This window comes from Micromonospora sp. DT62 (assembly GCF_049847285.1).
Classification (GTDB): Bacteria; Actinomycetota; Actinomycetes; order Mycobacteriales; family Micromonosporaceae; genus Micromonospora; species Micromonospora reichwaldensis.
Map to the genome: position 1 here is coordinate 200,897 of NZ_JBNCOB010000006.1, position 24,265 is coordinate 225,161.

Consider the following 24,265-nt stretch of genomic DNA (forward strand, 5'->3'; position numbering starts at 1 on the left):
ACGGATGTCCCCGGTGAGCAGTGACGGGTCCGCCGGCCCGCCGCCGGCGCCATCCCTTCCGCCGGCGGGCCCCCTGGAGCCGTGGCCGGACACCGTCCGCTGGCAGTCGATCTCGTCCGACCTGATCTGGGTGGAGCTGATCCGCCTGGCGCTGGTGCTGGTCGTCCTCGCCCTCGGGCTGGGCGTCGGCTGGGCGTTCAGCGGCAGCGGCTTCCTCGGCGCGGCACTCGGCGTGGTGCTGCTGTTCGGCGTCCTGCGGGGCGTGACGATCGTCCGCGCCGTACGGGCCTGGGGCTACGCGGAGCGGGAGGACGACCTGCTGGTCCGGCACGGGCTGCTGGTGCGGCGGCTCTCCATCGTGCCGTACTCGCGGATGCAGTTCGTCGACGTCAGCGCGGGGCCGCTGGAGCGCGCGTTCGAGCTCGCCACCGTGCAGCTGCACACGGCCGCCGCGGCGAGCGACGCCCGGGTGCCCGGGCTGCGCCCGGCGGAGGCGTCCCGGCTGCGCGACCGGCTCACCGCGCTGGGCGAGGACCGGGCGGAGGGCCTGTGAGCGACCCGGCCGCCCGGGACACGGACCACGCCGGACCGTCCCCGGCGGAGCCGGGCGTCCCGCCGGAGCCGACCGGGCCCGGTGCACCGCCGGAGACGGCATGGCCCGACGCCGGATCCGGCCTCCCGCCTTCGGCGGCCGGGCCCGTCCCGCCGGGGCCGGGCTGGTCCGCCGGGGCGCCCGGGGGCGCCGAGCCGCGGCAGCGGCTGCACCCGCTCAGTCCCGCCCTGCACGGCGCCAAGTCCCTGGTCGTGGTGATCGCCGGCCTGTCGTGGTCGACGCTGTCGCGGGTCGGCTTCGGCTGGTTCGCGCTGATGGCGGTGGTGCTGGCCCTGGGCGCCACCGTGCTGGCCGTGGTGAGTTGGTACTACACCGGCTACCACGTGGTGGGCCGCGAGCTGCGGGTGCACGAGGGCCTCCTCTGGCGGCGGACCCGGGCGATCCCGCTGGAGCGGCTCCAGGCCGTCGAGGTGGTCCGCCCGCTGCTCGCCCAGCTCACCGGCCTGGCCGAGCTGCGGCTGGAGGTGGTCGGCGGGGGCAAGACCGAGGCGCCGCTGGCCTACCTGAGCGTTGCCGAGGCGACCGCGCTGCGCCAGCGGCTGCTCGCCCTCGCCGGACGGATCGCGGCCGAGCCGGGAGCGCCGCCGGCGGGAGTGGCCGCGGGACAGGCGGGGACCCCGGCACCACCGTCCGGCCGGCCCCTGCACGCCGTGGCCAACAACGACCTGCTGGTCAGCCAGCTGCTGACCCCGCAGGCGTTCATGATCCCGTTCGGCGTCGCGTTCGTGGTGGCGCAGTTCCTCTCCGAGGACACCTGGTCGTTCGTCGCGGTGGCGAGCACCCTCACCGCCATGGCCGGCGTGCTGCTGCAACCGGTGCGGCGGGTGCTCGACGACTGGAACTTCCGGCTCGCCCGGGACGAGGGCACGCTGCGGATCCGCAACGGCCTGCTGGAGACCCGCGCGCAGACCGTGCCGCTGGACCGGGTGCAGGCCGTCGGGGTGACCTGGCCGCTGCTGTGGCGGGTCAAGGGCTGGCTGCGGCTGCGCCTGGAGGTGGCCGGCTACTCCGCCGGCGAGGCCGACGAGCGCAACCGGCCGGACCGGCTGCTCCCCGTCGGTGATGTGGCGACCGGCGAGGCGATCGTGACCGAGGTGCTGCCGGGGGTGCGGCTGGCCGCGCTGCCGCTGAGCCCGCCGCCGACGCGGGCCCGCTGGCTCAACCCGCTGAGCCGGGGCGTGCTCGGCGCCGGGCTCGACGACCGGGTCTTCGCCGTCCGCTCCGGCCTGCTCACCCGGCAGTTGGTGCTCGTGCCGTACGCCCGGATCCAGAGCGTTCGGGTCGTGCAGGGGCCGGCGCAGCGGCGGCTGCGGCTGGCGACGGTGCACGCCGACACCGCTGGCGGCGCCGGCGCGGCCGCCCGGGACCGGGACCTCGCCGAGGCGTGGGCCCTGGCGGCGGAGCTGACGGCCCGCTCGCGCGCGGCCCGCCGGGCGGGCTGACCGCGCCCGTCCGAACGCGGGTGGTTCAGCGGGTGGCCGTGACCGGCGGCGGCTCGGCGGCGGCCGGCGGGTCGGTCGGCTCGGCCTCAGCGTCGGGGTCGGGGTCCGCCGGGGCCCGCCGGGCCTTGCGGGCCGCCCACCAGCGCTCGGCCAGGCCGACCGCGAGGAAGGTCATCCCGACGTACGCCCAGCCGACCAGCACGTCGATGACGTAGTGCTCGCCCGAGTAGACGAGGGTGAACGTCATCGCCAGCGGGTACGCCAGCAGCAGCGGCCACCAGCGGCGGCGGGTCTGCCGCAGGAAGAACAGCACCACGAAGAGCGCGAACGCGGTGTGCAGCGACGGCATCGCGGCCACCGGGTTGGAGGCGATCTGCCCGGCGTTGAGCAGGTTCCCGGCGCCGTGCATGCCGAACGCCTTCCAGCCGCGCGTGGAGATCCGCGCGACCTCCTCCAGCAGCCCGTTCTGCGCCGCCCACCAGGGCGGGGCGGCCGGGTAGAGGAAGTAGGTGACCAGGCCGGTGGCGCACAGGAAGCCCCAGCGGCGCATGAAGGCCGCCCAGCGCCCCCGGTCCCGCAGCCAGAGCACCGCCGCGGCGGCCAGCGCCACCACGAAGTGGGAGAAGTAGACCCAGCTGACGGCGACGTCCCACCAGTGCACCTCGGGCCGGTAGAGGTGCTCCTGGAGCCAGGTCGTCGGCACCTGCCCGCCCGTCGCCCAGCCGAACATCACCCGGTCGGCGACGATCAGCTCGTACGCGTGCGGGGTGGCGCCGTTGTCGGCGAAGCCCCGGGACAGGTTGTAGACGGCGAGCAGCAGCACCACCGGCACCCAGTCCCGCGCGAAGCGCAGGTGGCTGCGCCACGGCCGGCTGCTGTTCCAGGCGATCGTCCCCGCCCAGATCCACAGGAACGCGTACGCCGGGTCGGTCGGCAGGCCGATGCCGAGCCAGCCGGCGACGAAGGCGACCCCCCAGAGTGTCATCGCGACCACGCGACGACGCCCGCCGTCGGGTGCGGCGGGTGGCTCGGTCCGGGCGGGGGGCTGGGGGTCGGTCGCGACAGACATCGCGGTCAAGGTTAGCGGCGCGGGCGGCATCGGCCCACGCCGACCACCCCGGCCGCGCCGTCCTCTCGGGCGCGGCGGAACCGGCGGCCGGGTGCGGCGGTTCGGCGTCGCCCAGGGGCGGTGTGCGCCAGTGGGGCGACCGACGCGCACGCCCCGCCCGCCGCCCGCCTCGTCTAGGCTTTGGCCATGCAGGAGCAGCCGGAGCCCGCGCTGACCCCGGGCCTCACCGCCCGGGTGGAGTTGACCGTCGCCGACACCGACACCGCCCAGGCCGTCGGCTCCGGAGACGTGCCCGTCCTGGGCACGCCCCGGGTGCTCGCCCTCGCCGAGGCCGCCACGGTGGCGGCCACCGCCGCCCGGATGCCCGGCGGGTCGACCACCGTCGGCACCCGGGTCGAGCTCGACCACCGGGCGGCCACCCCCGTGGGGCGCACGGTGGTGGCGCAGGCCCGGCTGACCGCGGTCGAGGGGCGGCGGCTGTACTTCGAGGTCAGCGTCAGCGACGGCGACGAGACGGTCGCCGAGGGCCGGGTGGAGCGGGTGCTGGTCGACCGGCAGCGCTTCGTGGAACGCGCCGCGCGGTCGTCGTGACCGCCCGCTTCACGCGGGTCGCCGACGGGGTGCACGTGCTGCGCGAGCCGCTGCTGCACGTCAACGTCACGCTCGTCGTCGGCGACGGGGCCGCGCTGCTGGTCGACACGCTCTCCACCGCCGGGCAGGCCGCCGAGCTGGCCGCCGCCGCCCGGGCGGTCACCCCCCATCCGTGGACGCTGGTGAACACCCACCACCACTTCGACCACTGCTTCGGCAACGCGACCCTCGCCGCCGACCCGCCCCGCCCGGTGTACGCCCACGAGCTGGCCGCCGAGGCGATGCGCGAGCCGGACCGGCTGCGCCGGGAGGCGTACGCGGAACTGCGCGACGCGCACCCCACGCTGGCCGCCGAGGTGGCCCGGACGGAGCTGCTGGTGCCGACGCACACCGTGCACAGCGAGACCGTGCTCGACGTGGGCGGCCGGCGGGTGGTGCTGCGCCACCCCGGTCGCGGGCACACCGCCGGTGACCTGGTGGTGCACGTGCCCGACGTCGACGTGCTCGTCGCCGGGGACCTGGTGGAGCAGAGTGGCCCGCCGGCCTTCGAGGAGTCGTACCCGTTGCAGTGGCCCGACACGGTGGCCGAGCTGCTGCGGATGACCACCCCGGCCACGGTGGTCGTGCCGGGGCACGGCGAACCGGTCGACGCGGCGTTCGTACGCGCGCAGCACGCCCAGCTCGTCGAGCTGGCCTGGCTCATCCGCGCCGGGCACACCGGCGGCGCACCGCCGGAGCGCGTCGCCGCCGAGGCGCCCTTCGGCGCCCGTCCCGCCCTGCACGCCGCCCGCCGCGGCTACGCCGAACTCGACGGCACCGCCTGACGGCGACCGCGACCGACCCGGCCGGGGCGCGGCGTGGCGGATCAGCCCGGCGACCGCTGGCGGCGGGAAGCTTGCGTCTCCCTTAGGGGGAGGCGCGAGGGTGGGGGCATGAACAGCGACACGCGCTACTCGATCGGGGAGCTGGCCCGACGTACCGGGCTGACGGTCAAGACCGTCCGGTTCTACTCCGACCGGGGAATCGTGCCGCCGACCGACCGTGGCCCGACCGGCCACCGCCGTTACGGCGTTCAGGCCGTCGTGCGCCTGGGTTTGGTGCGTACGCTGCGCGAGCTGGGGCTCGACCTCGCCACCATCCGCAGGGTCGTGGAGCGGGAGGTCCCCCTCGCCGAGGTCGCCGCGACGCACGCCGAGGCGCTGGCGACGCAGGTCAGAGCGCTGCGGCTGCGGCAGGCGGTACTGACGGTGGTGGCCAGGCGCGGGTCCGACCCGGAGGAGATGGAACTCGTGCACAGACTGGCCGGACTCTCCGAGGACGAACGGCGACGCCTGGTCGCCGAGTTCCTCGACGCGGCCTTCGGCGGGCTGGACGTCGACCCCGGGTTCGCCGGGATCAGGCGCTCGATGACCCCCGAGCTGCCCGACGACGCCGACGTCGCGCAGGTCGAGGCGTGGGTGGAACTGGCCGAGCTGTCCCGGGACCCGGAATTCCGCGCGGGCATGCGGCGGCTGGCCGAGCAGCACGCGGCCGACCGCGCCCACCACAGCCGCACCGGCGGCGTCCGCCGCGACCCCGTCGCCATGGTCCGTGACCAGACCGAGCCGGTCCGGCGGGCCGGCGTCGACCCGGCCTCGGCCGAGGCCGACCCGGTCGTCGACGCGGTCATGGCCCGGTACGCGGACCTCTGTGGCCGCCCCGAGGACGTCACTCTCCGGTGCCGGTTGCTGGCCAGGCTGGAGGCCGCGAACGACCCACGCAGGGAGCGTTACCTGCGGCTGCTCTCCGTGGTCAACGGCTGGCCGGCCCCCGAGAGCCTGGCGCCGGCGCTCGACTGGTCCGTCCGGGCCCTGCGGGCCCGCACGCCGGCCTAGCGGGTGAAGCGGGCGTGGACCTGCGCGCGGGTGGGCATGGCGGTCGCGCCGCCGGGTGACTCGCAGACCAGGCCGGCGACCCGCAGCGCGAACGCCACCCGCTCGTGCCAGCCCGCCGGGTCGGCGGGTTCGCCGCCGGCCAGCAGCTCCGCGACGAGGGCGCCCATCACCGAGTCGCCCGCGCCGGTGGCGTCCACCGCGGCGACCTTCGGCGCGGGAACGCGTACCGGATCGGTGCCAGCGGCGGCGACCACCGCGCCGGCGGCGCCGAGGGTGACCACCACGGTGCCCGCGCCGAGTTCCCGCAGGTACGCCGCCACGCCCTCCTCGGGTTCGCCCGGGTAGAGCAGCTTCGCGTCGGCGGCGCTCAGCTTGACCAGGTGGGCGCCGGCGGCGAACTCGGCCACCACCTCGCGCAGCCCGGCCAGCGCGGTCGGCCCGTCGAGCAGCCGGGGACGGACGTTGGGGTCGAAGACCCGCAGCCCGGACGCCAGCGCCCAGGCCCGGCGCGCGGCGGCCAGCGCCGGCGGCTGGAGCAGCACGATCGACCCGCAGTAGAGGACGTCGGCGCCCGCCACCAGGTCGGCGTCGAGGTCGTCGGGGCCGAGCAGGCCGTAGGAGGGCGGCTCGCCGTAGAACCGGAAGTCGGGCTCCGGGCCGGCGAAGGTGGCCACCGCCAGCGCGGTCGGGGCGGCGACGGTGACCGCCCCGGCCAGGCCGACGCCCGCGCCGGTCAGGAAGTCGCGGATCCGCCCGGCCAGGACGTCGTCGCCGAGCGACCCGACGAACTGCACCGCGCCGCCGAGCCGGGCGACGGCGACCGCCACGTTCAGCGGCCCGCCACCGACGGCCTGCCGGTAGACCGGCTCGCCGTCACGCTCGGTGTCGAGCAGGTCGACCAGTGCCTCGCCGAGCACCACCGCGTAACCCATTGGTGTCCTCCGTCCACGCCGCGCGCCGACCGATCTTGTCGCACCAGGCTGGCACAGTACGCGCCATGACGAATGCTGAAGCCGTAGTGTCGGCCTACTGGGCGACGTTGGAGGCGCGGGACTGGGCTGCCTTCGGCCGGCTGCTCGCCGACGACGTGGTCTACCACCTGCCGCAGACCCGCGAGCGGGTCGTGGGCCGGGAGTCGTTCCTGCGCCTCAACCAGGAGTATCCCGGCAGCTGGCACCTCACGGTGACCCGGGCGATCGTCTCGGGTCGGCACGCCGCCGTCTGGATCACCTGTGTCCTCGCGGGCGAGGAGGTTCCCGCCGTGAGCTTCCTCGACCTTGACGAGGCCGGTCTCGTCCGCGAGGTGACCGAGTTCTGGCCGGAGCCCTACGAGCCGCCGCCCGGCCGGGAGCACCTCGTCGTGCGCTACTGACACATCGAGCAACGGCTATTGCGCCTCGTCACCGTCCCGTGGTGGGATGGCGCTTGCCGGGCGGTGCGGGGGCTGCCGCGCCGCCGGCACCGGGTTCACATCCACGCGAGGGCACCGGCCCGCGAGTCGGGCCGCCGACGGCGCACGTACGCCGGCCATCCGCGCCGGGGCACGTCCGCCGCGACCGTCTTGCCCGCGTCGCAGCGGGGCGGCCGGTGTTGCCACCCCGCGCGTTGCCCGTGGGACTCCCCCGTCCCACGAGTGAGGAGAACCCCCGTGTCCCACCGATCGCGTATGGCCGCGTTGCTCACCGCGGCCGCGACCCTTCTCGCGGGCGCCGTCGTCCTGACGGCGGGGCCCGACCCCGCCGCCGCGCACGGCACCCCGATGGCCCCCGGCAGCCGCACCTTCCTCTGCTGGAAGGACGGCCTCTCGTCCACCGGCGAGATCAAGCCGAACAACCCGGCATGCTCCGCCGCCGTGGCGCAGAGCGGGGCCAACTCGCTCTACAACTGGTTCAGCGTGCTGCGCTCCGACGCCGCCGGCCGGACCGTCGGCTTCATCCCGGACGGCAAGCTGTGCAGCGGCGGCAACCCGGGCTTCGCCGGCTACGACCTGGCCCGCACCGACTGGCCGCTGACCCACCTGACGGCCGGGGCCCGGATGGAGTTCCGCTACAGCAACTGGGCCCACCACCCCGGCACGTTCTACTTCTACGTCACGAAGGACAGCTGGAGCCCGGGCCGTCCGCTGGCGTGGAGCGACCTGGAGGAGCCGTTCCTGACGGTGACCAACCCGCCGCAGCGCGGCTCGAGCGGCACCAACGACGGGCACTACTACTTCAGCGGCAACCTGCCCACCAACAAGAGCGGCCGGCACCTCATCTACTCGCGCTGGGTGCGCTCCGACAGCCAGGAGAACTTCTTCGGCTGCTCGGACGTCACCTTCGACGGCGGCAACGGCGAGGTCACCGGCGTCGGCCCGGGCGGCACGCCGCCGCCCAACCCGACCACTCCCCCGCCCAACCCGACGACCCCGCCGCCCAACCCGACGACGCCCCCGCCGAACCCGACCACGCCGCCGCCGCACGGCGGGGACTGCATGCCGGTCTTCAAGGTGGTCGGCACCTGGAACGGCGGCTTCCAGGGTGAGGTCATGATCATGAACCACAGCTCGTCGACCTGGTCGGGCTGGACGGCCAACTGGACGTGGCCCAGCGGGCAGACCATCAACAGCCTGTGGAGCGGCACGCTGAGCACATCCGGCTCGTCGGTCACCGTGACCAACGCGCCCTACAACGGCACGATAGCCCCGGAGGGCACCACGACCTTCGGCTTCGTCGCCACCACCAACGGCACCAACACCCTGCCCACGGTCACCTGCTCCGGCCGCTGAGACCCCGGCCCGACACCGGACCCCTGAAGTGATCAAGAGGTTTGCGTCCTCCGGGAACGATGCCGGGGACGCAAACCTCTTGATCGACAGCGTTGGCCAGCGTGGCCAGGCGCGGGGGACTGGGTTGCAGTGGCCGGTCAGCGGACCATGGAGCCGACCACGGGCTTGGTCAGCAGGGCGGACTGGTTGCGCTGGATGCCCGGGTCGAGCGTCTTGGCAACGAAGATGGCGTGCCAGATGCAGAAGATGAGCACCGTCCACACCTTGCGGGAGTGGTCGGCCTCCTCCCGCTTGTGCTCCTCCAGCAGCCGCATCGCGTACGACAGGTCGAGCAGGTCACCGGCACCGGAAGTGGACAGCACGTGCCGCGCCCACTCGTACATCTCGCCGCGCAGCCAGACCCGGGTGGGGGTCGGGAAGCCGAGCTTCTTGCGGTTGACGATGGCCGGCGGCACCACGCCCTGCAACGCCTGGCGCATCGCGTACTTGGTGGCGTCGGAGCGGGGCGGGAGCTTGAGGTCCACCGGGATCCTGGACGCCACGTCGAAGACCGCCCGGTCCAGGAAGGGCACCCGCACCTCCAGCGAGTGCGCCATCGAGATCCGGTCGGCCTTGACCAGGATGTCGCCGCGCAGCCAGGTGTAGAGGTCGACGTACTGCATCTTGGTGACGTCGTCGAGTTCCGTGCACTCGGCGTAGATGGGCGCGGTGACGTCGGTGTAGCGGACCGAGGGGTCGTAGCGGCGCAGCAGGTGCTGCTTCTCCTCCTCGGTGAACATCCGGGCGTTGCCGTAGTAGCGCTGCTCGATCGGGGTGGTGCCGCGCTCCAGGAAGCTCTTGCCCTTCACGCCCTGCGGGATGGCCTTGGAGACCGCCCGCAGCCCCTTCTGCACCCCGTCGGGCAGCCCGTTGACCGAGCTCAACGACAGCGGCTCACGGTAGATGGTGTAGCCGCCGAAGAACTCGTCGGCGCCCTCGCCGGAGAGCACCACGGTGACGTGCTCGGCGGCCTTCTTGGCCACGAAGTAGAGGGGCACCAGGGCCGGGTCGGCGACCGGGTCGTCCAGGTGCCAGACGATCTTCGGCAGCGCCTCGATCATGTCGTACGGCCCGATCTTGGTCGGGATGGTCGTCACGTCGAGGTGGCGGGCCGAGTCCTGGGCGACGTCGATCTCCGAGTAGCCCGGGACGTCGTAGCCGACGGTGAAGGTCAGGATGTTCGGGTTGAACTCCCGGGCCAGGGCGACCACCGCGGTCGAGTCGATGCCGCTGGAGAGGAACGAGCCGACCGGCACGTCGGAGCGCATGTGCATCCGGACGCTCTCCCGCAGCGTCTCCCGGATCTCGTGGTAGAGCCGCTGCTCGTCGTCGACCGGGGTGGGCCGGAACACCGGCCGGTACCACCGGCGCACGTCGATCCGCCCGCCCGGGGTCCAGGTCAGGTACTCGCCGGAGCCGATCCGGCTGATCCCCTTGTGCAGGGTGCCGGGCTCGGGCACGTACTGCAGGGTCAGGTAGTGGCTCAGGTTGGCCGTGTCGATGCCGGCGTCGCCCTGGTAGTTGGAGTGCGCGAAGGGCAGCAGCGCCTTCTTCTCCGAGGCCAGGTAGAGGCCGTCGGCGGTCTCCAGGTAGTGCAGCGGCTTGATGCCGAAGTAGTCCCGGCCGCCGAACGCGCGGCGTTCCTGCCGGTCCCAGATGACGAAGGCGAACATGCCGCGCAGCCGGGTGAGCACCTGCTCGCCCCAGTAGTGGAAACCGGCGACGATCACCTCGCCGTCACCGGCGGTGGCGAACTGCGCGCCGAAGCTCCGGATCAGCTCCTCGCGCAGCTCGATGTAGTTGTAGATCTCGCCGTTGAAGGTCAGCAGGTAGCGCCCGTTCGCGTAGGACAGGGGCTCTTGGCTGGAGGCAACGTCGATGATCGCCAACCGCTTGTGCGCGAACACCCCGTCCGCGTACCGGCCGGAGGCGTCGCCGACCACCTCGACACCGGTCTCGTCCGGTCCGCGGTGGTGCAGGCATTCCAACGCCCCGGCGATGTTGTCGCGGTGGGCGGCGGCGTCGCCGCGCGCGCTGAAGAAGGCCAGGAGTCCGCACATGGTCGCCATCTTTCCACGCGGCCCGAGCGGGCGTCGCGGCACCGCTGGGCTCCACGCCGCGAGGCTGCCCGGCCCGCATGTTCCACGGGTTCCGGGTCGCTGCCGACCGGATGCGCGTGCGGGAGGCTGTCGAGCTGATGTCGTAGACGATTCGGGCAATCCCCGATGTCGCGAACGACTCAGCTCGACAGCGTCGTGCGACCCACTCGCCCACCGCCCGGCTCGCCGGTCACCGCCCGTCCCGGCGCGATCCGTCCGCCGCGCCACGCGGTACCGCCTGACCTGCGACGATGGGGAGGCGGAGGGAGCGGAGCGTGACCGAGGGACGTACCGACAGCAGGCCGGCGGACGGCACCGGGTCGCACGACCCGGACTTCCCCGAGGCGTTCCTGGCGTTCATGCGGCAGGGCTGGCGGGACGCCACCCTGCCGGTCGGCCCGCGGCCCGAGGTGCCCAACCACGCCAGGCGACGGGCCGCGCTCTCGGCGGCCTTCCCGGGCGAGACCCTGGTGATCCCCACCGGCCGCGAGAAGGTACGTGCCAACGACACCGGCCATCCCTTCCGGCCGGGCAGCGACTTCGCCTACCTGACCGGTGACCACGACCCGGACGGGGTGCTCGTGCTGCGGCCCAACGGGTCGGGCCACGACGCCACCCTCTACATGCGGCCCCGGTCGTCGCGGCGGACCGATGAGTTCTTCCGCAGCCGGCACGGCGAGCTGTGGGTGGGCCGGCGGCACACCCTGGCCGAGAAGTCGGCCGAGCTGGGCCTGCCCACGGCGGACCTGACCGAGCTGGACGCGACGCTGGCCGACCTGGCACCGGGGCGTACCCGGGTGCTGCGCGGCTTCGACGCACGGGTGGACACGGCTGTGCGCCCGTACGACGGCCACCGCGCCGAGGGCCAGCCGGCCCGCGACCGGGAGCTGGCGATCGCCATCTCGGAGCTGAAGCTGGTCAAGGACGAGTGGGAGATCGCCCAGCTCCAGGACGCGGTCGACGCGACCGTCCGGGGATTCGAGGACGTGGCCCGGGCACTGCCGGCGGACCGGGGCGTGTCGGAGCGGCTGCTGGAGGGGATCTTCGCGCTGCGCGCCCGGCACGACGGCAACGACGTCGGCTACGGCTCGATCGTCGGCGCGGGCGAGCACGCCACGATCCTGCACTGGGTGCACAACCACGGCGCCACCCGGCCGGGCGAGCTGCTGCTGATGGACATGGGTGTGGAGAACCGCAACCTCTACACCGCCGACGTCACGCGGGTGCTGCCGGTCGACGGCCGGTTCAGCCCGCTCCAGCGCCAGGTCTACGACGCCGTGCACGCCGCACAGCAGGCCGGCATCGACGCCATCCGCCCCGGCGTGGCGTTCCGGGAGGTCCACCTGGCGTCGATGCGGGTGCTCGCCCAGGCGCTGTCCGACCTGGGTCTGCTGCCCGTGGGCGTCGACGAGGCCATGGACGGGCGGTCGACGGTCTACCGGCGCTGGACGCTGCACGGCACCAGCCACATGCTCGGCATCGACGTGCACGACTGCGCGAACGCCCGCAAGGAGAAGTACCGGGACGGCACGCTGGGCGAGGGCTACGTGCTCACCGTCGAGCCCGGGCTCTACTTCCAGCCGGAGGACGAGCTGGTTCCCGAGGAGCTGCGCGGGATCGGCATCCGGATCGAGGACGACATCCTGGTCACCGCGACCGGCGCGGTGAACCTCTCCGCCGGGCTGCCGCGCGCCGCCGACGAGGTGGAGACCTGGCTGGCCGAGCAGCGCGAGGCGGGTCCGCGACTGCCGGACTGACCACACCCCGCATCCTCGCCGCAGCCCGGCGCGACCCCCGTCGCGGCCGGGCTGTTCGCCGTCCGGCCCCCGACGGTGCCGTTGCCGCCGCGCGGAGCTGCGTCGGGATCCGGTCGCTTACCGCCCGGAAAGCGCGGATCTCTCACTTTCATCCTCATCGCGAAGACCGTTCACTTATGTTGACACCGAACCTTTCTAACCGATTCAGGGCTGGTTACGCCTCCTAAGGCGGTGCATGCCCGTTGGATACGAAAGATGTGGGTGAGAGCACATGTCAACCAATCAGTCCGAAGCAACCGGGGCAGGGGGCCCGACCGGGCGTCGCCGGAAGCGGCGCGTCCTGTGGGTCGCCACCGGAGTGGCCGGCCTGACCGGCGCGGTCGGCCTCGCGGCCAGCGGGGTCGTCACGCTGCCGGGCGCAGCCGCGACGGGCAGCCTCGGGAACGTGGCCGGCCGGCAGCTCACCGAGGCGGCCGCGCAGGCTGAGGCACCGCTGGGCCCGGACGACCGGGTGGACGCCGCGGCCGCCAGCATGAATTCCGGCGGACAGGACCCCGCAGCGGACGGCAAGGGACCGGACGAGAAGGGACGCAACGACAAGGAGCAGGACGTCACGGACGTCCCCTGCGACACCGACAGACTGATCGTCGAACTCAACCGGGTGAACGCCGGTCACGGTGGGACGCTCAAGCTCGCGCGCGACTGCACGTACCTGCTGACGCTGAGCCGGGACGGGAACGGCCTGCCAGAGATCGTCAGACCGGTGACCATCAAGGGCGAGAACGCCACCGTCCTCCGCGCCACGAACGCCGCCGCCTTCCGGATCTTCAACGTGGGGGTCGGCGGCGACCTGACCCTGCACGACCTCACGGTCAAGGGCGGGTTCGCCCAGCCCGGGCTGGGCGGCGGTGGCCTCCTGGTGCAGGCGGGCGGCAGGGCGACCATCCTCGACAGCCGCATCACCGGAAACCAGAGCAGCAGCGCTGGCGGTGGCGTCACGAACTTCGGCGTCACCCGGATCCTGTCCACGCGCGCCACCGGCCCCGACGGCAAGGGCAAGGAGCCCGCCGGCGGCGAGAAGAACGCGGCCGACACGGGGCACGACGACACCACCCCGGGCGACCTCAGCGGCACCGACGGGACAGCCCCGTCGACCGACGGCCGCACCGCCCCGAGCACCGGCGCCGAAGCCCCCGCCGGGCCCACGGATCCCGCGGGCACGGACACGAAGGCCCCCGCCGGCCTGGACACCAAAGCCCCCGGCGGCCTCAACACCGACGGCACCGACACCAAAGCCCCCGCCGGGCTGGACGCCGACGGCAAGGCGGTCGCCGGGGACGGGGCCACGGCGGGAGCCGCTGGCGGCGCCTCGGCCGCCCGGGACGCGGGCAGCCCCGGCCGGGACAACGAGCAGGACGACAGGGGCGACGACCGCGAGGCCGGCGGGCACGGCAGCGAGATCACCGACAACACCGCCGTGGGCAGCGGCGGCGGGATCCGCAACGTCGGCCAGCTCTTCCTGGAGGACGTCCGGGTGAGCCACAACCAGAGCGGCGACACCGGCGGCGGACTGGAGAACGTCGCCTCCGCCGTCGTCACCGACACCACGATCTCGCACAACACCGCCGTGGGCTCGGGCGGCGGCATCCAGAGCGGCGGCAACCCCAACGTCGCCATGACCGTCAAGCGCAGCCACGTGTTCGGCAACCAGAGCGGTGCGAGCGGCGGCGGCATCCGCAACGCGGGGACGATGTACGTGCAGCACAGCACCGTACGCGGCAACACCGCCGACGGTGACGGCGGCGGCATCGCGAACCTCGCCGCGGTCTTCGGCGGACTGTCGATCTCGAACAGCAAGGTCAACGAGAACGTGACCCGGGGCAACGGCGGCGGAATCGCCAACGACAGCGGCCAGGTGGTCATCTTCCACAGCGAGGTCGACCGGAACCGGGTCGCCGTGGACCTGCAGGTCGCGGGCGGGGTCTACAACCAGGGCGGAAGGATCTCCGTGATCAGGTCACGGATCACCGACAACTCGTCGCTCCTCGCGCCGGGTGGCGTCTCCACGGACAACGACGGAGTCACCGTCGACGACGAGACGGTGATCATCCGGAACAAGCCCACGAACTGCGAGGGCAGCCCGACCCCTGTTCCGAACTGCTTCGGCTGAGCGGGGGACAGCCAGCGCTCCACCGCGCGTTCCGGCGCCGCCCGGGGAGGGTCGTCACGACGGCCTGCCCCGGGCCGCGCCGGAGCTTCGCGTACGGCCTTGTCCTGGTGGTGGCCGGGCCGCACCGGGACTTCACGCGCGGGCCCCTCCTGGTGGCGCCGGCCGCCGGTCAGCAGGCGGGGGCGCATTCGCTGAGGTGTCGCCAATCCGGCGCACCCGCGGGTGTTTGTGCTGCCCAGGTGGCTTCCCTACCCGGTAGCGGCCCGCTGCGGAGCGACAGCCGACGTGAGGCGAATGTGTGGATTACTCGGATAACGCACCATCGCGAGAATCGTTCTCATACGGTGGTCCGCAGAGGGTCAAACCCTATTTGTGGCTGATCGCACCGTCTTGCGTGGTGCGGTCCCCGTGAGAGCAGGAAAGGGCGGAAGGCTCTGATGTCCGATGACGTAACGAGACCTGACGGTGGCCCGCCCGTGGGCACACCGATGCGAGGGCGGCGCAAACTCTGGCTGGCTGCCGGGGTGGCCGGACTGACCGGCGTCGTCGGCCTGGCGGCGCTGGGCGGCCTGGCCGCCCGCGACGACAAGTCCGGCGACTCCGAGCGGCTCTCCGACGCCCAGGCGTCGGCCCCGAAGCAGAACGTCAGCGACGCTGGCAGAGCCGACGACGACGCTGGCAAGGCCGACGACGAGGCCGGCGGCAACCCCGCCGCCGAGGGCGAGAACGACTGGTCGGGTGGCGACTGGAGCGGCGACAAGGACCGCGAACACGACGGTCGGGTGACGGAGGTGCCCTGCGACACCGACAGGCTGATCCAGGCGATCACCCACGCCAACAGGACCGACGGCGCGACGCTGAAACTCGCCAGGCACTGCACGTACGAGCTGACGCGCAGCGAGCACGGCAACGGCCTGCCCGTGATCAAGGAGTCGATCGTCCTCAAGGGCGAGGACACCAGGATCGTCAGGGCGGCCGAGGCCGAGCGCTTCCGGATCCTGAACGTCGGTAGCGGCGGCCACCTGACGCTGAGAGACGTGACCGTCACGGGTGGGCAGACCGTCGCCGCGAAGACCGTCCCGGCACCGGTCAGCTCGTTTGGGCGCACGGAGGGCGCGGCGGAACCGGCGGAACCGGCCCCCCGACCGGCGATGACGGCGCCCACGCGGCCGGCCACCGCCACCTCCGAACTGCCGGCCGCTCCGACGGATCGCTCCGGCGCCGTCGCGACGGCCCGGCCGGACGGCACCGTGACGGCCGCGCCCGCCGGCGCCGACGGAGCGGGCGTCCTGGTCCAGCGGGGCGGTCGTGCCGACCTCGAGCACAGCAGGATCGTGCAGAACCACGCCGGCTGGAACGGCGGCGGCATCGCCAACTTCGGCACCACCAACCTGCGCCACACCGCGGTCGAGGAGAACAGCGCCAGCGGCTTCGGCGGCGGCATCTTCAACGTCGGGGTGCTGCGGGTCGAGGAGTCCACGGTGTCGAAGAACAGCGCCCGGCTGGGCGGCGGCGGCATCGCCAACGGCACGACCCCGAACGGCACGACGGTGGGCGGCGGCACCGTCTGGGTGTGGAAGAGCAGCATCAGCCACAACCGGACCTCGTTCATCGGCGGTGGCGTCTTCGACAACCGGGGCGACATCGTGCTCACGCAGAGCGAGATCACGGACAACACCGCCGGCACGGACGCGGGCGGGCTGGTCACCTTCAGCGACGGCAGGCTGTCCCTGGAGAAGGTCGTGGTCGCCAGGAACTACGCGGGCGGAGAGGCCGGCGGCGTCGGCGTCGGCGGAGGCAGCAACGCCGTGATCGAGCACAGCGTGATCAAGGAGAACGTCGCCGCAGGCGGGGGCGGCGGGGGCCTGTACAACGACGAAGGCACCGTCACGCTGCGGGACAGCGAGGTGCTGGGCAACCAGGCGGTCGGCGAGTACGGGGTGGGCGGCGGCATCCTGAACGACTTCGGCCGGACGAAGCTGGTCAGCACGAAGGTGGTCCACAACGTCGCCACCGCGCCGCCGGGTGGCATCTTCACCAACAACGACGGCGTCCTCATCGACCGGAAGTCCGCCGTTAAGGACAACCGGCCGACGAACTGCAAGGGCAGCACGGTCATCCCCGACCGCTGCTTCGCCTGAACACCCGAGAGCGACACCACATAGAGAGAGGGCTCCTCCACGAGCCGCCCCGGCGGCCGGAGGAGCCCTCTCACCTTCCGGCCCCCTCGTGGCCGTTCTTCCGCCGAACGGGCTGTTCCGCGCCGGGAGCACCCGTTCTCCTGCGGACTCCCCTACCGGCGTCGCTGCGGTGGATGGGCCGGCGCGGGCCGTCCGCACCGGGCAGGGGGCACTCCGAACCTAATGCGGGGTTATTTCGCATATGGCCGCGAGGCGAGGAAGATTCTCATATTGTCTAGTTCGGGAGCTACAACCGATTTGTAGCAGGGGACGCTCGCCTGTGGCGCTGCGACCCTGTCTGGTACGAGGAGAGGGCAGAGAGCTCCGATGTCCAACTACCTAACGAACAACGACTCCGAGCAGCCGGCGGCGCCCAAGCGTCGCCGCAAGCTCTGGCTCGCCAGTGGTGTGGCCGGGTTGACCGGCGTGGTCAGCCTCGCCGCCGTGGGCGTGGCCACCGGCGCCGGCGCGGTAGGTGCGGACGGCCTGAAGTGGGCCACCGCTCAGGTCAGCATGGATGGCGACCAGGACGCGGACCGCGAGAAGGAGGGCCGCGAGGGCGAGGAAGGCCGCGAAGGCGAGGGCCGGGACCGGGACAAGGACCACAAGGATCGCGGGAAGGAGGTGCCCTGCGACTCCGACAAGCTGATCCAGGCGATCGTGTACGCCAACGCCAACCACGGCGGCGTGTTCGAGCTGGCCAAGGACTGCACGTACACCTTGACCCGGCACGACTACTACGGCAACGGCCTGCCGGTGATCGAGCAGCCCATCACGCTCAAGGGCCACGACACCAAGATCGTGCGGGACGCCACCGCCGAGCAGTTCCGCATCTTCAACGTCGGCAGCGGCGGCCACCTCACCCTCAAGGGCCTGACCATCAAGAACGGCCAGACCCTCGAGCGGAAGATGGCGGAGACGGTCTCGGCGGAGACGGTGTGGTCGCGGTACTCGAACTCGGTCGAGGCCACCGAGGCGGCCAAGGCCGGCAAGCCGTACCTGCCGCTGCTCCAGGCCGAGCCGAAGGGTGCCGCGGCGGCGAAGGCCGCGGCGGCCAAGGCCGGCGCCAGCGTGCTGGAGGAGCCGGAGGCCAACGACGGCGCCGGCATCCTGGTGCAGCCGGGCGGCTCCGCCGACATCGAGAAGAGCCACATCGTCGAGAACCAGGCCGGCGGCAGCGGCGGCGGCATCGCCAACTTCGGCAAGATCAGCCTGCGCCACACCACGGTCGCCGACAACACCGCCTTCTTCTTCGGCGGCGGCATCCTGAACGCCGGGGTGCTCAAGGTCGAGGAGTCCCACGTCAAGTACAACAAGGCCGGGATCGGCGGCGGCGGCATCGCCAACGGCGCCCCGGGCATCTTCCGCGACGACGTCGACGGCGGAACCGTCTGGATCGACAAGACCGACATCAGCAACAACCACACGATCGGCTTCGGCGGTGGCCTGCTCGACATCGAGGGCAACACCACCATCAAGTACTCCAGGATCCTCGACAACACCGCGCTGATCGCGGGCGGCGGCATCGCTGCGGCGGACGACAGCCAGCTGCACCTGCACAAGGTGACGATCGCCAAGAACACCACCGCCGGTGTCGGCGGCGGCCTGGCCCTGGCCTTCGGCGCCCACGTCACGGCGGAGAAGACCGAGGTCAAGGAGAACTTCGCGGCCTTCTTCGGCGGCGGCGTGTTCAACTTCGCCAGCGAGGTCACGTTCCGCGACAGCGAGATCGTCGGGAACCAGGCCGTCGGGCCGATCGGCACCGGCGGCGGCATCTTCAACGTCTTCGGCCGGGTCAACCTGCACGACACGAAGGTGGCGGACAACGTCTCCAGGTTCCGGCCGGGCGGGGTGTTCAACTTCGGCGGCGAGGTGAACGTGGACGACAAGTCCGCGATCAAGGGCAACAAGCCGACGAACTGCCTGGGCAGCCCCTCCCCCGTGGAGAACTGCTTCGGCTGATCGCCCTCGGCTGACGGGCGGCCCCTCCGGCCGCTCCGGACACCGAACGCCGAACCGGCCCCCTTCCGCCTCGCGGAAGGGGGCCGGTCCACGTCGCGGGCTACTGCTGCACGAAGACCGCCACGCTGCGGGCCGGCACGGTGAACGTGCCACTGGCCCGGTCGAACGAGGCCGTCCGCAGCGACTCGTCCGCCGAGGCCCGCAGCACCGGGTGCAGCGCCACGTCCGCCCCGCGCAGCCCGGTCAGCCGCTGCCGCGCCGTCTCCGGCGTGGCGTTGAAGACCACCGTCACCGACTTCCACCGCCCGTCAAGGCCCCGACCGTCCAGCGTCATGGTGAGCACACCGGGGGTCTCCCCCGCGCCGGAGAGCGGGAAGGCGACCCGCTTCTGCACCTGCTCCGCCGTGGTCAGCCCGAAGACCGGCGAGGAGGCCCGGATCCTCAGCAGCTCGGCGTAGCGAGCGTCGGCCAGGTCGATCGCCGCGCAGTCCGGCACCAGCGCCGGGTCGGCCAGCAGCGGCTTGGCGTACGGCCACTTGTCCCGGTTGTCCTGCTCGGGCGGCAGGCCGGCGCCGAACCCGTTGCCCTGGGCGCAGTCCCAGCGGATCTGGTTGAACCAGTCCCCCGAGTTGTACGAGTTGCGGTCCAGCGACTTCGAGCGCAGCCGCTCGGTGCCCGTGGTGACGAATCCGGGCCCCTGGCCCATCACCACCGTGCCCAGCGCCAGCACCTGCATCCGGGCCCGGTCCGCCGCCGAGGTGTCCCGCGGCAGCTTGTACGCCAGCGCGTCGTACAGGATCTCGTTGTCGTGCGCGTCGACGTAGGTGACCGCCTCCCCCGGCGCGGCGGTGTAGCCGGCGGGCGAGCCGTTGTAGTCGACCTGCGCGCCGGTCACCTGCCGGCCCGCCGAGTCGGTGAAGCGGTAGCCGCGCAGGTTGCCGGTGAGCCCCACCTTGATCAGGTCGTGCTGGCGCAGCAGCCGGGCCCGCTGCTCGGCCGTGGACCCGTTCACGTCGTCACCGTTGGGGTCGGTGAACAGGCCGGAGGCGAAGCCCTGCACCCGCGGGTTGGCGTCGAACGGCCCGCCGCCGCGTACGGCGTCGCGCAGCCGGTCGTTGAACGTGCCGATCCCGGTGCCGGCCATGTTGGCCTGGGTGGCCTGCGTGAACCGGGCGTCGTCGGCGACCTCGCCGAAGTTCCAGCCCTCGCCGTAGAGCAGGATCTTCTTCCCGTCCACGCCGTCGCGGCCGACGGTCAGCTCGTCGAGCGCCTTGCGCACGGCCAGGATGTTCGCCTTCGGGTGGTGGCCCATCAGGTCGAACCGGAAGCCGTCCACCTTGTACGCCCGGGCCCAGGTGACCAGGGAGTCCACCACGAGCTTGCCCATCATGGCGTGCTCGGGGGCGGTGTTGGCGCAGCAGGTCGAGTTGGCGACGGCGCCGTCGTCCAGCAACCGGTGGTAGTAGCCGGGCACGATCTGGTCGAGTACCGACTTCGGGTCGGCGCCCGCCGCCGAGGTGTGGTTGTAGACGACGTCCATCACCACGCGCAGCCCGGCGCCGTTGACGCCGGCGACCATCCGCCGGAACTCGGTGGTGCGCTTCGCCCCGGCCGGGTCGACGGCGTAGCCGCCCTCCGGCACGGTGTAGTGCAGCGGGTCGTACCCCCAGTTGTAGCCGTCGGTGTCGGCGACCGCCGCGACGCACTTCTGCTGCTGCTCGGAGTCCGGCGGCAGCGCGGCCAGGTCGCAGGCCGGCTGCCGCTGGTCGGCGCGGCGCTCGGGGATCGTGGCGAAGTCGAACGCGGGCAGCAGGTGCAGGTGGGTGACCCCGGCGTCGCCGAGCGCCTTCAGGTGCTTCATGCCGGCGGTGCCCGGGTCGGTGAAGGCGAGGTACGTGCCCCGCCGCTCGGCCGGCACGGTGCCGTCGGCGATCGAGAAGTCCCGCACCGACAGCTCGGAGATCTGCACCTTGGTCGACGGCACCGCCGCCGGCTTGCGCAGCGACGCCCATCCGGCCGGCGCGAGCGCCGGGTCGGCGAGGTCCACGATCTGGCTGTGCGTGGAGTCCGGCGCCAGCGCCAGCGAGTACGGGTCGGTCACGGCGGCGTCGACCATCTTCTGCGTCGCCGGCTGCCACGCCTGGACCTGGTACCGGTAGTACCTGCCGGTCCAGTCGCGGGCGCCACGCACGGACCAGACGCCGGTGCGGTCGTCGCGGCGCATCGCGACGGTCCGCGGCGTCGCGGTCGGCGAGTCGAAGAGCTGGAGCGAGACCGTGCGGGCGGTGGGCGCCCAAACGGCCAGCGTCGGCACCCCGCCGGCGAACGTCGGCCCGAGCCGCGCGTCGGTCGCCCGGGCGTAGACGTCGTCGAGCACGCCGGGGATCTGCACGCCGGTCGCGGCGAGCAGGGTGCCCGCCGCGTCCCGCTCGGTCACCAGGAGCTGCCCGCGCAGGGCCGCCGGGACCTTCGCCAGGTCCCGCCGGTCGAGCGTGAGGGCACCGTGCGCCCACAGGTGCGGGAAGTCCGCGCGCTGGGCCTCGGTGAGCCCGTTGCGCTGCGCGGTCAACGGCAGCGTGCGGTACGTCCCGACCAGCTCGCCGTCGGCGACGGTGACCCCGCCGGCCGGGGCGGCGACCAGGGCGTACGTCCTGCCGTCGGTGGGCCCGGTCTGCCAGGCGACGGTCGAGCGGTCGATCCAGTGCGCCTTCTGCTTCGTGATGTCGACGTCCGGGCCGGTGGCGGACGCGGTGGACGGCAGCAGCCGGCCGGGCGTGCCGGCGAGCAGCCACACCTCGCGTCCGGCGTCGGCGAAGTCGAGCCGCTGGTCGGTCGGCAGGTCCTTCTCGTCGCCGCGGTGGATGATGTAGCTCAGCCCGGTCGCCCCGGCGGCCAGCGGCACCCGGAAGACCGCGCCGAAGGCGTCGATCCGGGCCGGGGCGAGCGGGGCGGCCCAGTCCGTCGGGTTGGCGGCGCCGTCCCACAGGTGCAGGCCCCAGCCGTCGTAGTTGCCGTCGGCGCGGCGGTAGTGGATGAGGGCGGTGCCGTCGGCCACCGGCGGGTCGGGTTCGCCGGTGGCGGCCTGCCGGCTCGGGTAGGTCGCCGGGTCACCCTGCTTGACCCAGACCTCGCCGGTCTTCGTCACGTCGATCGTCCGGTCCTGTTCCACGTCCTTCTTCCCGGACTTGTCGACCACCACGAAGCCGACCGACTTCGCGCCCGGCTTGAGCTTCACCCAGGCGAACCGGCCGTAGGAGTCCTCGCCGGCGAACGGCTGCCCCTTGGGCCACTCGGTCGCGTACGCCGGGTCGATGTCGCCCCAGGCGTACAGGCCCCAGTCGTCGTAGCCGCCGGCCGGGCGCTGGTAGTGCACCACGGCCCAGTCGCGGGAGGCGGACTGCGCCGGCGTGCCCACGGTCGCGGTGGACCGGGCGGTCGCGGTGCGGCCCTTGCCGTCGCGGACGACGGCCTTGTACTCGACCTTCGTGCCGCCGGCCAGCCCGGTCAGGTCGTGGTGCACCGTGTACGGGGCCGTCTCGGCGCTGCCGAGCAGCGTCCACCTGCCGCCGGCGACCCGGGCGGCGACGGTGACGGTGGCCAGCGGATCGCCGGTGACCTGCGCGGTGACGGCGGCCTTCGTGGCGACGGGCGCGCCGGGCGCCGGGGCGGTGATCGTGATCTTCGGCGCGGCGTCGGGCGACGCGATCGGCGTGCCGGCGCGGTGCACCACGGCCGACAGCGGCGGCACGGTCAGCGTGAGCTTGCCGTCCGCGCCGGCGACCGGGGCGGACGATGCGCCGTACACGCCGGTGAAGGTGGCGCCGGCCGACCACGTGTCCACGGTGACAGTCTGCGCGGTCGCGGCGTTGTTCACCGCGACGACGTACTCGGTGCGCTGCTTCGGGTCGATCCGGGAGAACGCGAAGACGCCGGGGCCGTCGGCGGCGTACCGGCCGACCTGCACGCCGTCGCGCAGCGCCGGGTGCGCCTGGCGCAGCGCGCCCAGCTCCGCGATGGCCCGGTAGAGCGGGTGGGCGCGGTCGAACTGGTCGCTGGCGTGGGTGCGATCGGTGCCGAGCAGGTCGTCGTCGAGGTAGTCGGGGGTCTTCGACGCGAACATGTCCTGCCGGGCGTCCTTGTCGCCGCCCGGGCCCGTGAAGCCCTGCTCGTCGCCGGAGTAGACGACGGGCTGGCCGCGGGTGAGGAACATCAGCTCGTGGGCGAGCCGGTCGCGGCGCAGGTGGGTGGCCGGGTCGGTGCCGCCGCCGGCGATGAACGAGCCGATCCGGCCCATGTCGTGGTTGCCGAGGAAAGTGGTCAGCCGGCGCGCGTCGGTGTCCCGGGCGCGGTAGAGGTCGTCGCGGGCGTACACGTCGGCGAGGGCCTTCGCGGGGCCGTCGCCGGCGGTGTAGCCGCGCGCCGCCTCCTGGAAGGCGAAGTCGAGGGTGGCCGGCAGGCCGCCGCGCCGCACGTACGTCGAGGTGATCTCCGGGTCGGCGCTGTAGACCTCGCCGAACATGAAGAAGTCCTTCTTGCCGGCGCGCGCGGCGACGCGCTCGACGCCCTGGCTGAACTGCGGCCAGAAGTCGAGGTTGGCGTGCTTCACGGTGTCCAGCCGGAAGCCGTCGACGCCGGTGGACGCGATCCAGTCGGAGTAGACCTTGGTCAGGCCGCGCACCACCTCGGGGCGCTCGGTCCACAGGTCGTCGAGGCCGAAGAAGTCGCCGTACTCGCTGTTCTCCCCGGCGAAGGTGGAGTCGCCCCGGTTGTGGTACATCGTCGGGTCGTTCAGCCACGCCGGGACCTTGACCTTTGCGTCGGCCGGGGTCTCGAACGTCGGGGTGTACGGGAACGACGTGCTGTCCACCTTCGGGAAGCCCCGGCTGCCGTCGGCGTAGTTGCGGTCCTCGAAGGGGCGCCCCTGCGCGTCGGTGTACGGCGAGGTCGCCTTGTCCACGTAGGTGTACTTGTCCTCGGCGTACTTGATGACGTCCGCGGTGTGGTTGACGATGACGTCGAGGTAGACCTTGATGCCCCGCCGGTGCGCGAGCGCCACCAGCCGCTTCAGGTCCTCCCTGGTGCCGAAGTGCGGGTCGACCTGGGTGAAGTCGGTGATCCAGTAGCCGTGGTAGCCGGCGGAGGCGTCGGCTCCGGTGCCCTGCACCGGGCGGTTCTTGAAGATGGGCGCGAGCCAGATGGCCGTGGTGCCGAGCCCCTCGATGTAGTCGAGCCGGTCCATGACGCCCTTGAGGTCGCCGCCGTGGTAGAAGCCCTTGTCCTTCGGGTCGAGGCCGGTGGAGAGGCGGCCCCCGGTGAGGCCCCCGGCGTCGTTGCGGCGGTCGCCGTTGGCGAACCGGTCCGGCAGGACGAAGTAGAACTGCTCGGCGCGGGCCTGGCGGCTGCCGGCGGCGAGCAGCGCCTCCGCCGAGGGTTCGGTGCGCCACTGCGCGGCGCCGGTGGTGACCAGCGGGCCGGTGTCGTCGGGGGTGTCGGCGCCCAGCTGGCGGACGGCCAGCGGGGTGCCGACGAGGGTGAGGGTGAGCAGGGAGACGAGGGCGAGCAGGGCCTTGCGCGGTATCGGCGGGGGTTTCATCGACGCCTTCCTCTGGTCGCTGGCTGGCCCGCACGCTAGCTCTTGCCGAAACGTTCTGCAATACCTTGCAAACAAAGTCGTAACATGACAGCCCGCTTGCAATGACGGC

At 72.9% G+C, this 24,265-nt stretch carries 15 protein-coding genes; 11 read left to right on the forward strand and 4 right to left on the reverse strand.

The window, feature by feature from the left end; all coding sequences use genetic code 11:
* Positions 1 to 4 precede the first annotated feature (4 nt).
* Positions 5 to 553: a PH domain-containing protein gene (locus tag ACPXCB_RS11845; RefSeq protein ID WP_425874775.1), complete on the forward strand. Its 549-nt coding sequence runs from the start codon at positions 5 to 7 to the stop codon at positions 551 to 553.
* The gene (locus ACPXCB_RS11850; protein WP_425874777.1) at positions 550 to 2,055 is read left to right on the forward strand and encodes a PH domain-containing protein; all 1,506 of its coding nucleotides are present in this window, start codon (positions 550 to 552) and stop codon (positions 2,053 to 2,055) included. The genes ACPXCB_RS11845 and ACPXCB_RS11850 overlap by 4 nt, the downstream gene beginning before the upstream one ends.
* A 25-nt stretch (positions 2,056 to 2,080) precedes the next feature.
* On the opposite strand, the gene ACPXCB_RS11855 is transcribed toward ACPXCB_RS11850, so the two are convergent.
* Complete coding sequence (locus tag ACPXCB_RS11855; protein ID WP_425874779.1) at positions 2,081 to 3,124, reverse strand: phosphatase PAP2 family protein; 1,044 nt, start codon at positions 3,122 to 3,124, stop codon at positions 2,081 to 2,083.
* A 186-nt stretch (positions 3,125 to 3,310) separates the two neighbouring features.
* Here ACPXCB_RS11855 and ACPXCB_RS11860 point away from each other — a divergent pair, with 186 nt between their 5' ends.
* The 3 genes from ACPXCB_RS11860 (at position 3,311) to ACPXCB_RS11870 (ending at position 5,589) form a co-directional block, all read left to right on the forward strand.
* Complete coding sequence (locus tag ACPXCB_RS11860) at positions 3,311 to 3,715, forward strand: thioesterase family protein (RefSeq protein ID WP_151457646.1); 405 nt, start codon at positions 3,311 to 3,313, stop codon at positions 3,713 to 3,715.
* Positions 3,712 to 4,539 carry an MBL fold metallo-hydrolase gene (locus tag ACPXCB_RS11865; protein WP_425874781.1) on the forward strand — a complete coding sequence of 276 codons (828 nt, stop codon included), beginning with the start codon at positions 3,712 to 3,714 and terminating at the stop codon, positions 4,537 to 4,539. The genes ACPXCB_RS11860 and ACPXCB_RS11865 overlap by 4 nt, the downstream gene beginning before the upstream one ends.
* A 108-nt stretch (positions 4,540 to 4,647) precedes the next feature.
* Positions 4,648 to 5,589: a MerR family transcriptional regulator gene (locus tag ACPXCB_RS11870; protein ID WP_425874783.1), complete on the forward strand. Its 942-nt coding sequence runs from the start codon at positions 4,648 to 4,650 to the stop codon at positions 5,587 to 5,589.
* On the opposite strand, the gene ACPXCB_RS11875 is transcribed toward ACPXCB_RS11870, so the two are convergent.
* Positions 5,586 to 6,521, reverse strand: coding sequence for a PfkB family carbohydrate kinase (locus ACPXCB_RS11875; protein WP_425874784.1), 936 nt, complete (start codon positions 6,519 to 6,521; stop codon positions 5,586 to 5,588). The genes ACPXCB_RS11870 and ACPXCB_RS11875 overlap by 4 nt on opposite strands.
* A 65-nt stretch (positions 6,522 to 6,586) precedes the next feature.
* Between ACPXCB_RS11875 and ACPXCB_RS11880 the strand changes: the two genes are divergently transcribed.
* Positions 6,587 to 6,961, forward strand: a complete 375-nt coding sequence (locus ACPXCB_RS11880; protein WP_425874785.1) for a nuclear transport factor 2 family protein — start codon at positions 6,587 to 6,589, stop codon at positions 6,959 to 6,961.
* A gap of 276 nt (positions 6,962 to 7,237) precedes the next feature.
* On the forward strand, positions 7,238 to 8,356 hold the full coding sequence (locus ACPXCB_RS11885) for a lytic polysaccharide monooxygenase (protein ID WP_425874787.1): 1,119 nt from the start codon (positions 7,238 to 7,240) through the stop codon (positions 8,354 to 8,356).
* Between the two features lie 137 nt (positions 8,357 to 8,493).
* Here the strand turns inward: ACPXCB_RS11885 and asnB are convergent, their stop codons facing one another.
* Entirely contained in the window at positions 8,494 to 10,455 is a 1,962-nt protein-coding gene (asnB, locus tag ACPXCB_RS11890; protein WP_151455284.1) for an asparagine synthase (glutamine-hydrolyzing), read from the reverse strand.
* 290 nt (positions 10,456 to 10,745) lie between these two features.
* Here asnB and ACPXCB_RS11895 point away from each other — a divergent pair, with 290 nt between their 5' ends.
* From ACPXCB_RS11895 to ACPXCB_RS11910, 4 genes are all read left to right on the forward strand, one after another.
* Positions 10,746 to 12,251, forward strand: a complete 1,506-nt coding sequence (locus ACPXCB_RS11895) for an aminopeptidase P family protein (RefSeq protein ID WP_425874789.1) — start codon at positions 10,746 to 10,748, stop codon at positions 12,249 to 12,251.
* Positions 12,252 to 12,522: 271 nt separating this feature from the next.
* Complete coding sequence (locus ACPXCB_RS11900; RefSeq protein WP_425874791.1) at positions 12,523 to 14,421, forward strand: hypothetical protein; 1,899 nt, start codon at positions 12,523 to 12,525, stop codon at positions 14,419 to 14,421.
* Positions 14,422 to 14,858: 437 nt separating this feature from the next.
* On the forward strand, positions 14,859 to 16,562 hold the full coding sequence (locus tag ACPXCB_RS11905) for a right-handed parallel beta-helix repeat-containing protein (protein WP_425874793.1): 1,704 nt from the start codon (positions 14,859 to 14,861) through the stop codon (positions 16,560 to 16,562).
* Positions 16,563 to 16,928: 366 nt separating this feature from the next.
* On the forward strand, positions 16,929 to 18,563 hold the full coding sequence (locus ACPXCB_RS11910; protein ID WP_425874795.1) for a right-handed parallel beta-helix repeat-containing protein: 1,635 nt from the start codon (positions 16,929 to 16,931) through the stop codon (positions 18,561 to 18,563).
* Between the two features lie 100 nt (positions 18,564 to 18,663).
* On the opposite strand, the gene pulA is transcribed toward ACPXCB_RS11910, so the two are convergent.
* Positions 18,664 to 24,156, reverse strand: coding sequence for a pullulanase-type alpha-1,6-glucosidase (gene pulA, locus ACPXCB_RS11915; protein ID WP_425874796.1), 5,493 nt, complete (start codon positions 24,154 to 24,156; stop codon positions 18,664 to 18,666).
* Between the last annotated feature and the right edge of the window lie 109 nt (positions 24,157 to 24,265).